Here is a 14,127-nt window from a genome sequence, read left to right as displayed (position 1 = left end):
AGATGTAGTATGGCCTGGAATGAACCGGGTAATAACGACAATGATCCATGGAATCCAGATAAAAACCGTAATAATGGTTCTGGGCGTCCGGATGCTGATCGTGAAAAAGATGCCGACAAAAATGACCCTTGGGGTCGTCCATCAGGTGGAAAAGAGCAGGGTCCTCCGGATCTTGATGAAGCTTTTCAAAAACTAATGGGCATGCTTGGCGTTAAAAAAGGCCGTAAAGCTGGTGGCTCTAATGGTGGTGGTTCCGGTATGTCAGGAAAACTAGGAAGTGGCTTAATTGCTATTATTCTAATTGCACTGATTGCATTGTGGGCTTCTGCTGGTGTTTATCAGGTTGACCAACAGGAACGCGGTGTTGTACTTCGTTTAGGTAAGTACCACTCTACAGTGATGCCAGGTCTTCATTGGAATCCACCTATGATTGACTCGGTAAGCAAGGTGAATGTCACTAAAGTGCGTTCGCATGACCATAAAGCATTAATGCTTACGGTTGATGATGCTATTGTCGAGGTAGGTGTTTCTGTTCAGTATTCTGTTCAGGATCCAAAAGATTTCTTGATTAATGTGCGTAATCCTGAAGAATCTTTAGCTCAGATCACTGAAAGTGCGCTTCGCCATGTTGTTGGTAGCTCAGAAATGGACCAAATCTTAACGGAAGGTCGAGAGCTATTGGCAGTTGGTGTTAAGGCTCGAATTCAAGATTATAGTGATGCTTATAATACAGGTTTGTTGATTTCAAAAGTTAACGTCGAGAATACTCAGGCGCCAAATCAGGTGCAGGAAGCATTTGATGATGTTATCAAAGCGAAAGAGGATGAGTTGCGAGTTCGTAACGAAGCTGAATCTTATGCTAACGGTATCATTCCTGAGGCTCGTGGTCGTGCCCAGCGTATCAGAGAAGAAGCAGAAGCTTATCGATCTGAAATTGTTGCCCGTGCAAGTGGTCAGGCTGATCGTTTTGATCGTTTGTATCGCGAGTATGTTAAAGCGCCAGAAGTGACTCGTCGTCGTTTGTATATTGAAACGATGGAGTCTGTTTATAAAGACGTGAATAAGGTTGTAGTTGATACTGAGGGTGGAAATAACATGATGTATTTGCCTTTGGATCAATTAATGAAACAGCGCGCTGGCTCCTCTGATGGGGCTGGATCTATTGGTGCTGGAAATATTGGGACACTAACGGATCAAGTGATTGAAGAGATCCGTAAGCGTCAAAGTACAACAATTCGTAGAGAGGGCAGAAACTAATGAAAGGTTTTTCTTTTTCCGTTTTATTTGTTGTTCTTCTCGGTATGTTAGTTGCTTCGCAAACGCTTTTTGTTGTGAATGAAACAGAGCGAGCGGTTATTCTCAAGTTTGGTGAAATAGTTGAAGCTGATGTGAAACCTGGCTTGCATTTCAAATTACCAATCATGAATGAAGTTAAGAAGTTTGATGCAAGAATTTTAACAATGGACTCCCGTCCTCAGCGTTATTTGACGTTAGAGAAAAAAGCCGTTGTTGTAGATTCCTATGTTAAATGGAAGATCGACTCAGTCGCTAAGTTCTATCAAGCAACTTCTGGTGATGAGTTTGTTGCTAATCGTGTTTTGTCTTCTCGTGTTGATACGGGTCTTCGAAATAAGTTTGGTGAGCGAACTATGCATGAGGTGGTTTCGGGTGAACGTGATCAGTTGATGACTGAGTTGCGTGAAGATCTAAATCTGGTTGCTCAAAATGAACTGGGTATTTCTATTGTTGATATTCGTGTTAAGCGAATTGATTTACCGCCTGATGTTAGTGAGTCTGTTTACCAGCGTATGAGAACTGAGCGTGAGCGTGAAGCTCGTGAGCATAGATCGAAAGGTTTAGAGCTTGCTGAAGGTATTCGTGCCGATGCCGATCGCCAACAAGTTGTGTTGGAGGCTGAAGCACAGCGTGACGCTGAGATGATTCGTGGTGATGGCGATGCAAAAGCTGCTGCGATTTATTCTAAAGTTTATACGCAAGATCCTGAGTTTTACGAATTCTATCGTAGTCTTCAGGCTTACCGTGAAAGCTTTAATGGCAACAATGATTTGTTTGTTCTTGAGCCTGATAGTGAATTCTTTAAATATTTGAATAGTTCAACGAGCAGTGCCAAGAAATAGAGTGGATATTCATCAATAATCGTACATGAGACCTATTTGTTAAAATAGGAAACATGGTACTATTACTCAAACCGGGCTTGGCCCGGTTTTTTAATGGTCAAAATAAAGAGAATCTATGCAAGAATTGTTGCAGTCGCTGTTGGTTGGCGTCAGCCTTTTATTGATCGTCGAGGGTTTTTTGCCTTTTCTCGCTCCTAATGTATGGCGAGAAATAATGGTGAGGGCAATCGCAAGCTCAGACTTTAATTTACGTATTCTGGGTGTGGTTAGTATGATTCTTGGATTAACGCTTCTTTTGCTGACACGAAGCTAAGAGGATAATTTAATGACATTAGCAGATCGCTGGTTGCTTCCTGAGGGAGTCGATGAAGCGTTGCCAGAACAGGCGGCTAAAATTGAACACCTTAGAAGAACTCTGCTTAATCTCCATGAAAGTTGGGGATACCATCTAGTAATACCTCCTCTCTTAGAGTACCTGGATTCACTTCTTACAGGTGCTGGTTCAGACCTAGAAATTGAGACATTTAAAGTTATTGACCAATTGTCTGGTCGACTTCTAGGGATACGTGCGGATTTTACATCGCAAGTTGCTCGTATTGATGCTCATTGTCTTAAAGATGATGGTGTTCAGCGTTTAAGTTATTGCGGCAGTGTTTTGAGGACTATGCCTGCAGGTTTAGATGGCACTCGTAGCCCGATTCAACTCGGTGCAGAAATCTATGGTCACGGTGGTGTAGAGAGTGATATCGAAGTTTTGTCTTTGATGTTACAAACATTATCTGTTGCTGGGTTGCCTAATCTTGTGCTTGATCTTGGTCATGTTGATATTGTTAGCGGTGTTCTTGCTGCTTGTGGTCTCAGTGCTGATCAGGAAGGTAAATTAATTGAATTTTATAAAACCAAAGATCTTCCAGAGCTTGATCGATACGTTGACGAGTTAGATATTGGTGAAGTCAAAAAACAATGGCTTGTTGGTTTACCTCGTTTATGTGGTGGAAAGGAAGTGTTAGAGCTTGCGACCACTTTGTTTGGTAATGTTAGTGAGTCTATTAGTAGCGCGATTGTACTATTAAAGCAGCTCAGTGATTCTATTTCTGAACGATTCCCTGCGGTAGGTTTACATTTCGATCTGAGTGATTTGGTTTCTTATAGTTATCATACTGGCGTAGTCTTCGCCGCTTATGTTCCTGGTCATGGGAATGCGATTGCTCGTGGTGGACGTTATAACAATATTGGTCAGGTATTTGGTCGTTCTCGGCCTGCAACAGGTTTTAGTACTGATGTGAAAGCTTTGGTGGCCTTGGCAGATATTGTGGTTAATAAACCAAAAACAGTTCTGTCTCCTGTTTGTTCGAGTGATGCCCTTTGGAAAAAAGTAAATGCTCTGCGGGCTGAAGGATACCGTGTGGTAGAGGTTTTTGATGACCTTTATTCTGGTTATGCAGATTTTAAGTTGGATTTTGTTGATGAAACTTGGCAGTTGTTGCCTGTTCAAAACTAGACTTTTCTTTAAGAACTATCTAAATGAGACCTGAAATTATGGGTAAAAATGTTGTTATTCTAGGCACTCAATGGGGTGATGAAGGTAAGGGTAAGGTTGTTGACCTGCTTACTGAAGATGTTGCTGCGGTTGTGCGTTTTCAAGGTGGTCACAATGCTGGTCATACTTTGGTTATCGATGGTAAGAAGACTGTTCTGCATTTGATACCTTCTGGTATTTTGCGTGAAGGTGTTCAATGTATCATTGGTAATGGTGTGGTTTTGTCTCCTGCTGCTTTGAAAACAGAAGTGCTTGAGCTTTTAGAGCAAGGGGTTCCAGCGGTAGAACGTTTGAAAATTAGTGCTGCATGTCCTTTGATTCTTCCTTACCATATCGCAATTGATCAAGCGCGTGAGCTTGCTAAAGGCGAGAAAAAAATTGGTACAACTGGTCGTGGTATTGGGCCGGCTTACGAAGATAAAGTTGCTCGCCGTGCCATTCGTGTCGGAGATCTATTGGATTCTGAGCGTTTTGCAGCGAAACTGAAGGAAGTGCTTGAATACTATAACTTTGTACTGACTCAATATCATAAAGTTGATCCAATTTCCTTTGATGAGGTTTATGCGGAAGGCTTAGAGATGGCTGAGTTTTTGCGTCCTATGGTTGCCGATACAATTACTTTGTTGCATGACTTGCGTAAAGCAGGTGCGAATATTATGTTCGAAGGTGCCCAAGGTTCATTGTTGGATGTTGATCACGGTACATATCCATACGTAACTTCTTCTAATACCACTGCTGGCGGTGCGCCAGCAGGTACGGGTTTTGGTCCTTTATATTTAGACTATGTATTGGGTATTACTAAGGCTTATACGACGCGAGTAGGATCTGGTCCATTTCCAACTGAATTGTTTGATGAAGATGGCGAGCGTTTAGGTGTTCGCGGTCATGAATTCGGCGCGACAACGGGTCGTTCTCGTCGTTGTGGTTGGTTTGATGCGGTGGCTTTACGTCACGCGGTTCAAATTAACTCAGTATCGGGTATGTGTTTAACTAAGCTTGATGTTCTGGATGGATCTTCAGTTATCAAGGTGTGTGTGTCATATACAGGTGCTGATGGTAAGCCAGTTGCTGGTTCTTTAGTTGATAGTGAAGGTTATGAGCAAGCGAAGCCTGTTTATGTAGAATTACCTGGTTGGCCTGAATCAACTGTTGGTGCGGAAAGTTTTGATGCACTACCAAAAAATGCACAAGCCTATATTCGTTTTTTAGAAGAGCAAGTTGGTGTGCCGGTTGATATTATTTCCACTGGTCCTGATCGTAACGAGACGATTGTTATTCGCGATCCTTTTAAACAATAGTTTGTTTTGAATTTATTGTAGTAATGAAAAAGCCGCTTTTTGCGGCTTTTTTCATTTTTAGCGACTGTTAAGTTCATCATATTAGTATTCTTTGTAAATAGAGTGAAAAGAGGGGGCGGAGTTTATCAAGTGCTAAGGTAATATTTACAATTGAATTTATGGCGATTTAACTGCCGACTAAATAATGAAAAAAATGAGAGGAAATAATTATGGTTAAGTTGTTGCTTGCTGATGATGATGCTCGTTTATCGGATTTAATAAAGGAATACTTTGATGGTGAGGGTTATGAAGTAGCTCATGCTTGGAATGGTCGTGAAGCATTAGAGCTGATGGCTGCTGATATGCCTGATATTATTATTCTTGATGTCATGATGCCTGAATTGGATGGATTTGAAACTTTAAAGCAAATCCGTAATAAGAGTGCTGTACCTGTTATTATGCTAACGGCAAAAGGTGATGATATTGATCGTATTCTAGGGTTGGAAATGGGGGCGGACGATTATTTATCTAAACCTTTTAATCCACGTGAGTTATTGGCACGTATAAAAGCTATTTTGCGTAGGGCGAGCCAAGAGCGTGAAGATGACCCAACAGCAGATATTGATCTTTCTGGTGTATTATTACGTCGTAAAGATCGAACTGTTTATTTAGAAGGTGAGTTAGTCGAGCTAACGACATCTGAATATACTTTGCTGGAATGTATGTTGATGGCTCCGGGTCAGGTTCTTACAAAGCAAGAGCTTTCTGAGAAAGCGCTAGGTCGAAAATTGACTATGTATGATCGTAGTCTGGATATGCATATTAGTAATCTACGTAAAAAAATAGGTAATTTAGAAACTGGTGATCCTCGCATTAAAACGGTACGAGGTGTTGGTTATATTTTTGTTTCGAATGAACAGGGTGCTTAGCTTTTCATGAAAAATACTTTTCTGCGCGTGTTTTTGGTTGTGCTGTTATCCAATATTGTTGTGGTAAGTATTGGTTTGGGAATGGTGCAGTTTATCCAAAAGCGCAACCAGGTGTCAGCTGATTTGCTTGGTGATGTGGGTGTTCAGTTGGTTGCTGGGTATGAAAAGTTTGGTATTACTTCTTTGCAGGAAGAGGTGACGAAGGCTGAGAAGAAGTTATCTGGGACTATTTATCTATATCAAGAGAATGGTCGTCCGCTTCTTAAATCGTTACCTCGTAATTTCAGAGAGCAAAATACGCCAAGTGTTAGTGCGAGGCCATCTGCAGATTTTCTGCACAGCCAATTTATACAGGTGATTGGCGGAAATAATGTTCAGTATTTGCTGATATTTAAACCTAATCCAAAGATAAGTTCGCTTGCGCCTGAGGCTGTGGTTGGTTTTTCTTTGCTTGGTCTCCTCGTTTCTAGTGGTGTGTTGGCTTATTGGTTGTTGGGGCCGTTGCTTAAATTACAGAGAGTAGCGCGTTCTTTTGGTCAGGGTGATATGGCTGCTAGGGTTGAGAGTAAATTAACTCGACGTAGTGATGCAGTTGGTAAATTGGCTCGAGAGTTTAATCAGATGGCGGTGAGGATTGATACCTTATTGTCATCTAAAGAGAGATTGATGAGAGATGTTTCTCACGAGTTGAGAACGCCCTTGGCAAGAATCGAAGTGGCCTTAACTATTGCAGAAGACAAGTATGCTCTTGAGGCGCAAAAGGGTTACTTGTGTCGAATACGTACAGAGCTTCATGAACTTGATGAGTTGATTGGCCAGGTTTTAACTTTGAGCCGATTAGAAGCGGCTTCTCTTATTAAAGAGGAAATCGATTTACAGGGGTGGCTTAATGATATTGTTGAAGATGTCAGTTTTGAGAGTCAGTTAAAGGGGATATCAGTTTCTAAGTTAGGGCGCCTACCTAAAACCATATTAGGTGATCCCCTTCAGTTGCGTCATGCGATCGAGAATGTTTTACGTAATGCCTGTTTTTACGCTGGGGATGGCGGTGTTATTGAAGTCGAGACAGAGGAAAAATCTGGCTTTGCTTTGATTTATGTGAGGGATAATGGCCCTGGTGTTTCAGAAGATAAACTTGAGAAGATTTTTCATGCTTTTTATCGGTCTTCTGAGGCTAGGGAAGCCAATAGTGGAGGGTTTGGTGTTGGCCTTACTATTTCTCAGAGAATTATTCGCGCACATAAAGGCACAATAACCGCCCATAATCGTGATGTTGGAGGGCTAGAGGTTTGCTTTAAACTGCCGTTGGCTTAGTGTTAAGTATTTTCATTTTTCTGTCTGCTAAGAAAGCGCTTGTCATTATGCTTTGAGATAAGTACTATGCGCCTCGCAAGTTGGCTAGGCAGTCGCCGCTCAATTTATTGGGGGGAGGAAAGTCCGGGCTTCGCAGGGTAAAGTGCCAGGTAACGCCTGGGGGGCGTGAGCCTACGGAAAGTGCAGCAGAAAATAAACCGCCTAAGCAGTTCTCTGCCGGTAAGGTTGAAATGGTGCGGTAAGAGCGCACCGCGCGACTGGTAACAGTTCGTGGCAAGGTAAACCCCACTTGAAGCAAGACCAAATAGGAACTCTTTGGCGTGACCCGCGCTGAGTTCGGGTAGGTTGCTAGAGACGTGCAGTGATGTACGGATTAGATGAATGACTGTCCACGACAGAACCCGGCTTATCGGCCAACTTGCATTTTTCCTTTCTTTTTATACTTCCATTTTTACACTTAATTGCTAGAGGGCCTTTATTGCTCTCGGCTTTTTTGCGTTTTTTTCTCCATTTTCATTTTGCCTCTCGTAGAAATTTCCTCTTCAGTGCATCTTTTTGCGTGCGCTTTGTTTGTGATTGTTCCTTGTCTTTTACATTTTTAATTAATATTTTTTTACTATTGTGGTAAAAAGGTGTTAAATTGTGGGATAAAGTGTCGATAAGTGGGATATAGCTGTGTTTAGAGGGATTCATCAAATTAGTGTGGATGCAAAGGGGCGTATGTCGCTTCCGGCTCGTCTGCGCGATGATCTTGCACAGTACGACGACGATGGGGTGGTTGTAACCATAGATCCAGTGTCTCGGTGTTTATTGCTGTATCCCTTATCAGAGTGGGAACTGATTCAACAAAAGTTAGATAAATTACCTACTTTTCAGCCACAGGCGCGGCGACTTCAGCGATTGCTGGTTGGGCATGCGACAGATTTAGAGGTGGATAAAGCAGGGCGTATTCTATTGCCAGCACCACTACGTGAATTTGCTCGCTTAGATAAAAAGCTCACCATTCTTGGGCAAGGCAAAAAACTAGAAATCTGGAGCCAGGAAGAATGGGAAGCTCAGCGTGAAGATTACTTATCTCAAGATGCGCTTGAGGATCTACAAATTGAAACCATGATGGATATTTCTTTATGACAACGACAATGGCAGAACATATAAGCGTAATGCTTCATGAATCCGTCGATATGCTAGTTACCGACGAAAATGGCCTTTATGTCGATGGTACTTTTGGCCGTGGTGGCCATACTCGCTTGGTTCTTGATCGCTTGGATAAAGGGCGAATGCTAGGTTTTGATAAAGATCCAGTTGCTATTGCTCATGGTAAATCATTAGCGCAAGAAGATTCACGCTTTTCCATTGTGCAAGATAGTTTTGCCAATATGGTTACGCACATTTCAGATGTATTTGGTGTTGATAAAGTCGATGGTGTGATGATGGATTTGGGTGTGTCTTCGCCCCAGATTGATGATGCAGAGCGTGGTTTTAGTTTTATGAATGATGGTCCGCTGGATATGCGAATGAATCCTGATGAGGGGATGAGTGCGGCGCAGTGGATCGCGGTGGCAAAAGAAAAAGAGATCGCTGATGTTATGTATCAATATGGAGAGGAGCGATTTTCCCGCCGTATAGCAAAGGCTATCTGTGAGTATCGTGCTCATACTCCTATCCTTACAACGCTTCAACTTTCAAAAGTGGTTGCCGAAGCGAACCCTGCTTGGGAGAAAGGCAAAAACCCAGCAACACGGGCTTTCCAGGGCATTCGGATTTACATCAATAATGAATTAGGGGATTTGGAAGTGGGTCTTGAAGCCGCAGCTGAGTCCTTGAAAGTGGGTGGGCGTTTGGCTGTTATCAGTTTTCATTCACTAGAAGATCGAATTGTTAAGCGTTTTATGAAACTGAAAGCAAAAGGGCCTGAATTACCAAGACATTTACCAATTAGAAATGCACACCTTGATATTAAGTTTAAGACAATTGGTAAGGCGATTAAACCATCGCAATCAGAAGTAAGTGACAACGTTCGCTCACGCAGTGCTGTATTGCGGGTTCTGGAGCGAGTCAGTGATTAAACCGCGCTTTACACCATTGATATTTGTTTTCGGTGTGCTGATGTTGGTTGCTGTATCTATTGCTGTTGTTGTTCAGGTTTATGATTTTAGAAAGAATTTTTCCTACCTTCAGACATTGAAGCAGGACGAAGTGGATTATGAGGTGAAATGGGGGCAGTTATTGCTTGAGCAGAGTGCTCTTACTCAACCTAGTCGTTTAGAGCAAGCGGCTATTAAAGATTTAAATATGCACGCACCATCACAGGATGAATTGGTAATAGTGAAACCATGAGTATTGAAAATAGTGTTCACAGCCCAGGAAAATGGCGCTTTAGGTTTGTATATGGGATGGCTTTGGTGCTGTTCCTAGTTGCTGGCGGGCGTCTTTTTTATCTGACGGTCGTTGACAAGGCATTTTTGAAGAACCAAGGGGAGATACGAGCGGTCAGAACCGAGTCTATCCCAGCTACCCGTGGAATGATTTTAGATCGTCGTGGTGAGCCTTTGGCTGTAAGTACACCAACCTGGACGCTTGTTGCTAATCCTAAAGCTTTGTGGAGGATGAAAACTGATCCGGCATTGAATTTAGGGCCTGAGCAAGAGATAAAGCGTCTTGCAGAAGTGATGGGGGTTGGTCGTGCTTGGTTGCAGGAAAAATTTGAAGCGAATAAAAGCCGCTCTTTTATGTATTTGAAACGTCAAATACCGCCTAATGAAGCCGATGCTATTATGGCTGCAAGAATCGTTGGTGTGAGTAAAACGAAGGAATACAAACGCTTTTATCCTGCTGGTGAAGTTGCATCTCATGTCGTTGGTTTTACTAATATAGATGATAAGGGGCAAGAGGGTATTGAGCTTGCTTATGATCAGGCTCTAGAAGGTGAGCCTGGTCGTCGTAGTTATGTGAAAGACCTTTCAGGGAATATAATTCGTGGTATTGGCGTCGCTGAAACTGAGCGTCCAGGTGAAAATATCGAGTTAAGTATCGATCTTAGATTACAGTATTTAGCTTATCGTGAGCTTAAAGCAGCAGTGAATGAGCATAGGGCTACTTCTGCATCTGCTGTTATTTTGGATGTTAAAACAGGTGAAATTTTGGCAATGGTAAATCAGCCATCATATAACCCAAATGATCGCTCTAAATTAGAGTATGAAGAGCTTCGTAATCGTGCTGTGATCGATTTGTTTGAGCCAGGCTCGACGATGAAGCCTTTTACTATTTCTGCTGCGCTTATGTCTGGACAATATACAACGGAGTCTAGGATTAATACTTCTCCGGGTTATTTACGTTTTGGGCGTTTCACGATTCGTGATGCAGCAAATTATGGTGATATGGATTTTGAAAGACTATTGATTAAATCGAGTAACGTTGGTGCATCAAAGATTGCCTTGTCTTTACCGCAGGATGCTATATGGAATATGGATTATGAGCTTGGTATTGGTTCACCTGTCGGAATAGGCTTTCCAGGTGAGGCGTCTGGTGTTTTACCATCGCACCCTAAATGGCATCCCTCTGAAATTGCCACATTATCTTATGGTTATGGCTTGTCTGTTTCTACATTACAGTTGGCCCAAGCTTATATGACGTTAGCCAATGACGGTTATAGAGTTCCTGTGACAATTTTTAAACAAGATGTGCCTGCGGACGGTAAACAGGTTATTCCTCGAAAAGTTGCAAAAGACGTTGTGAAGATGATGGAGTCTGTTGTTCAGAAGGGTTCTGGTAAAGCGGCAAAAATTCCGGGTTATCGAGTTGCGGGCAAAACAGGTACAGTGCATAAGGTCGGTTCTAAAGGGTACGAATATGATCAATACATTGCTTTGTTTGCAGGTGTTGCGCCTGCGTCTAATCCTCGGCTAGCTATGGTTGTGATGATTAATGACCCAAAAGGGCGTGAATATTATGGTGGTGAAGTTGCTGCCCCTGTATTTTCTCGTGTAATGGAAGGTGCCCTAACGACGTTAAATATTTATCCAGATTTACCTGAAGGTCTTAGAGAAGTGCGTTTAGAGCCGAAAAAGACGCCGCTGCAAGTGGTTCAAGGTGGTTAAATGGATCAGTCCGGTTCTTATCAATTAACGCATGCTCAGCTACTTAATTTAGCGAATTGCCCCATTGAGGGTAATTCGTGTTTTGATGTCTACACTCATTTAGAAATCGATAGTCGAAAAGTTAATGCGCAGGCGGTTTTTTTTGCTTTGCCTGGTGTTACTTCTAATGGCTGGGATTACTTAGATAAAGTTGCAGATTTAGGTTGTAGTGTTGCTGTTGTTCCTTCCCATTTAAATCTTCAGCACGATAAGCTTAAACTCATATCTGTTACTGATCCTGTGAAACTCTTAGTTACTTGTCTTCATGGTTTTTTTGGTCGTATGCCGAAAAAAATGATTGCTGTGACAGGAACAAACGGTAAATCTTCAATTTGTTACTATATTGCTCAATTAGCTCAATCGATCGGATTAAGTAGTGGTCTGGTTGGTACTTTTGGTATTGGTCCTTTAGGTGATTTGTCGGAAGCGAAACAAACGACACCGGATATATTGTCGTTACATCTTACCTTAATGGAAATGGCTAAATCTGGAGTAAATTTAGTTGCTTTTGAGGCTTCTTCTCATGCGCTTGATCAAGGGCGTATTGAGGGTGTGCCTTTTCAAACAGCGGTTTTTTCAAATCTAACGCGTGATCACCTTGATTATCATGGTGATATGACCTCATACGCATTAGCAAAGCGGCGATTGTTTTCCTTTCCAAGTGTATCTCATTCTGTTTTTTGTATGGATGATGATAATGCTGCTTTAATGGCTGAGGCAGCTCAAAATACAGATCGCCACTATTATAGTGATCAAGATCCACGAGCAGATTTTTATGTAAGAGACTTATCGTTTAACCCTTCCGGTTGTTGCTTTATTCTGTGTCATCCAGATGGAGAAAGTGCTATTGATTTGCCTTTGCTTGGTCGATTTAATGTCCTGAATGCGTTAGCCGCATTAGCTAGTCTTTGGTATGAGGTTCAGAGTAAAGATGCACTGATAAAGGGCTTGTTCTCTTTGCAGGGTGCGCCTGGAAGAATGGACAAAATAGAAAAAAACAATGGGCCTCTTGTTGTTGTTGACTTTGCGCACACCTCAGATGCTTTGGAGGTAGCGTTACAGGCATTAAAAGTACATTCAAACGGTAAGCTTATTTGTGTTTTCGGATGTGGTGGTGATAGGGATAGAGGGAAGCGCCCGCTGATGATGGAAGCTGCTTTGTCTAACGCTGATTATGTTTGGTTAACTTCTGACAACCCTCGTACTGAGTCTGTAGAACAAATTTTTTCTGATGTTTTGGTTAATACTCCTCTAAATAATGAGTTATTCAGTTTTGAGCCAGATCGTCGCATTGCGATACAGAAAGCCGTGTTGTCTGCAGGGCCTGATGATGTGGTTCTAATAGCGGGTAAAGGTCATGAAAATTATCAAGATATTCAAGGTGTTAAATATCATTTTGATGATAAAGAAGAGGCGCAAAAAGCGTTAGAATTATATGTTAATTAAACTTACGCTTTCTGAAATAGCAAGAGCCTGTAATGGTGAACTAATTGGCCCTGATCAAGAAGTTACTACTGTGGTTACTGATACTCGTAAAATATCAGTAGGCTGCCTATTTGTTGCATTAAAGGGTGAGCGCTTTGATGGTCATGATTATGTTATCGCTGCAATGGCGTCCGGAGCTGTTGGTGTTGTTTCCGAACGGGATTTAACAGTGAGTTCGTATGTGAAAGTGGCTGATACTGTGTTGGCTTATGGTTGTATCGCACATTTAGTACGTAATGCATTTTCAGGTCCTGTTGTTTGTATAACGGGTAGTAATGGTAAAACAACAGTAAAAGATTGGTTATCTCAATCGCTTTCTGGCAAAAGTGTGTTAAAAACACGCGCAAATTTGAATAACCAAATTGGTGTGCCGCAGACCTTATTAGAATTAGAAAGCCATCATGAAATTGCTGTAATTGAGGCTGGAACAAGTATTCCCGGAGAAATTGAACGATTGGCGAAAATTGCTTCTCCTGATGTAGTTGTATTGACCAATGCGAGTGGTAGCCATTTTGAAGGCTTTGGTAATCTTGAAGGGATTGCTCGTGAAAAAGGGTGTTTAATCTCAGGTGCCACTTCAGACGCAATTGTTATCTTAAATTCAGATGATCAGTTTTTTGATTACTGGTGTGGTTTGGCCAATGAACGTAAAATTTATTCTTTTGGCTTTACGGACTCAGCAGATTTGTATGCCTATGATATTGTCTTAGGTCCGGAATCTAGTTCGGCGACCATGTGTTATCGAGGTGAATCTATTCCTGTCGTCGTTGCTGGGGCTGGTAGGCACAGCATTGCAAATGGTATGGCGGTTGTGCTTGCAATGGTCGCTGTTGGAATAAGTTTCTCCTCTGCCGTTAATGAGTTAGCCTCTCCTGTTTTGGTTTTGGGACGATTAGAGCGACTTAGAACAAAAAATGAAGCTCTATTAATTAATGATTGTTACAATGCGAGCCCAACTTCTGTTGAAGCGGCAATTGACGTACTTGCAATTCAGCCTGTAGAGAAAACATGGTTGATTTTGGGGGCGTTAGGAGAGCTTGGTGAACAACAGGATAGTATTCATCATGGGTTGGGGGTATATGCTAGAGAAAAAGGTATTTCTCACTTAGTTTGTGTTGGGGCTGTGGCCGGAATTGCTGGTAATGCTTTTAGCAGTAATGGTGGTCATGCAGTATATTGCGATACACATGAAGAGGCAGCTGCGGTTGTTTGTTCGCTTGATAAAAGACATGCCATTTTAGTCAAGGGATCTCGTTCGGCTAAAATGGAAAATGTCATTGAAGCATTAATAAAATAGGATGTTCTTTA

General features: G+C 42.0%; 13 protein-coding genes and 1 other RNA gene. All 14 read left to right on the top strand.

What is annotated here, in order from left to right; genetic code table 11:
• Window positions 1-9 precede the first annotated feature (9 nt).
• The 14 genes from hflK to AC0L3Y_RS16410 all read left to right on the top strand — a co-directional run bounded on the left by hflK (window position 10) and on the right by AC0L3Y_RS16410 (window position 14,116).
• Entirely contained in the window at window positions 10-1,257 is a 1,248-nt protein-coding gene (gene hflK / locus AC0L3Y_RS16475) for an FtsH protease activity modulator HflK (RefSeq protein ID WP_473466505.1), read from the top strand.
• On the top strand, window positions 1,257-2,138 hold the full coding sequence (gene hflC / locus AC0L3Y_RS16470) for a protease modulator HflC (RefSeq protein ID WP_473466500.1): 882 nt from the start codon (window positions 1,257-1,259) through the stop codon (window positions 2,136-2,138). Before hflK ends, hflC begins: the two co-directional genes overlap by 1 nt.
• A 115-nt stretch (window positions 2,139-2,253) precedes the next feature.
• On the top strand, window positions 2,254-2,451 hold the full coding sequence (locus AC0L3Y_RS16465) for a DUF2065 family protein (protein ID WP_473466495.1): 198 nt from the start codon (window positions 2,254-2,256) through the stop codon (window positions 2,449-2,451).
• A gap of 12 nt (window positions 2,452-2,463) precedes the next feature.
• A complete protein-coding gene (locus tag AC0L3Y_RS16460; protein ID WP_473466494.1) occupies window positions 2,464-3,639 on the top strand; it encodes an ATP phosphoribosyltransferase regulatory subunit in 1,176 nt (391 codons plus the stop codon).
• A gap of 38 nt (window positions 3,640-3,677) precedes the next feature.
• Window positions 3,678-4,976, top strand: coding sequence for an adenylosuccinate synthase (locus tag AC0L3Y_RS16455; RefSeq protein WP_473470642.1), 1,299 nt, complete (start codon window positions 3,678-3,680; stop codon window positions 4,974-4,976).
• 209 nt (window positions 4,977-5,185) lie between these two features.
• Complete coding sequence (locus AC0L3Y_RS16450) at window positions 5,186-5,884, top strand: response regulator transcription factor (RefSeq protein ID WP_414682511.1); 699 nt, start codon at window positions 5,186-5,188, stop codon at window positions 5,882-5,884.
• Window positions 5,885-5,890: 6 nt separating this feature from the next.
• On the top strand, window positions 5,891-7,198 hold the full coding sequence (locus tag AC0L3Y_RS16445; protein ID WP_473466491.1) for a HAMP domain-containing sensor histidine kinase: 1,308 nt from the start codon (window positions 5,891-5,893) through the stop codon (window positions 7,196-7,198).
• 76 nt (window positions 7,199-7,274) lie between these two features.
• Window positions 7,275-7,623: RNase P RNA component class A (gene rnpB, locus AC0L3Y_RS16440), an RNA gene on the top strand.
• Between the two features lie 250 nt (window positions 7,624-7,873).
• Window positions 7,874-8,329: a division/cell wall cluster transcriptional repressor MraZ gene (mraZ, locus tag AC0L3Y_RS16435; RefSeq protein WP_036162590.1), complete on the top strand. Its 456-nt coding sequence runs from the start codon at window positions 7,874-7,876 to the stop codon at window positions 8,327-8,329.
• Window positions 8,326-9,264 (top strand): 16S rRNA (cytosine(1402)-N(4))-methyltransferase RsmH, encoded by a 939-nt coding sequence (gene rsmH / locus AC0L3Y_RS16430; RefSeq protein WP_473466487.1) that lies wholly within the window; start codon window positions 8,326-8,328, stop codon window positions 9,262-9,264. Before mraZ ends, rsmH begins: the two co-directional genes overlap by 4 nt.
• Window positions 9,257-9,535, top strand: coding sequence for a cell division protein FtsL (gene ftsL, locus AC0L3Y_RS16425; protein WP_473466483.1), 279 nt, complete (start codon window positions 9,257-9,259; stop codon window positions 9,533-9,535). Before rsmH ends, ftsL begins: the two co-directional genes overlap by 8 nt.
• Window positions 9,532-11,295, top strand: a complete 1,764-nt coding sequence (locus AC0L3Y_RS16420) for a peptidoglycan D,D-transpeptidase FtsI family protein (RefSeq protein ID WP_473466480.1) — start codon at window positions 9,532-9,534, stop codon at window positions 11,293-11,295. The genes ftsL and AC0L3Y_RS16420 overlap by 4 nt, the downstream gene beginning before the upstream one ends.
• The gene (locus AC0L3Y_RS16415; protein WP_473466477.1) at window positions 11,296-12,780 is read left to right on the top strand and encodes a UDP-N-acetylmuramoyl-L-alanyl-D-glutamate--2,6-diaminopimelate ligase; all 1,485 of its coding nucleotides are present in this window, start codon (window positions 11,296-11,298) and stop codon (window positions 12,778-12,780) included.
• Window positions 12,770-14,116, top strand: coding sequence for a UDP-N-acetylmuramoyl-tripeptide--D-alanyl-D-alanine ligase (locus AC0L3Y_RS16410; protein ID WP_473466474.1), 1,347 nt, complete (start codon window positions 12,770-12,772; stop codon window positions 14,114-14,116). Before AC0L3Y_RS16415 ends, AC0L3Y_RS16410 begins: the two co-directional genes overlap by 11 nt.
• Window positions 14,117-14,127 lie beyond the last annotated feature (11 nt).

Source organism: Marinomonas sp. GJ51-14, from assembly GCF_055808695.1.
The sequence above is the reverse complement of the archived record's forward strand: the minus strand, read 5'-3'. Positions and strand labels throughout refer to the sequence as shown.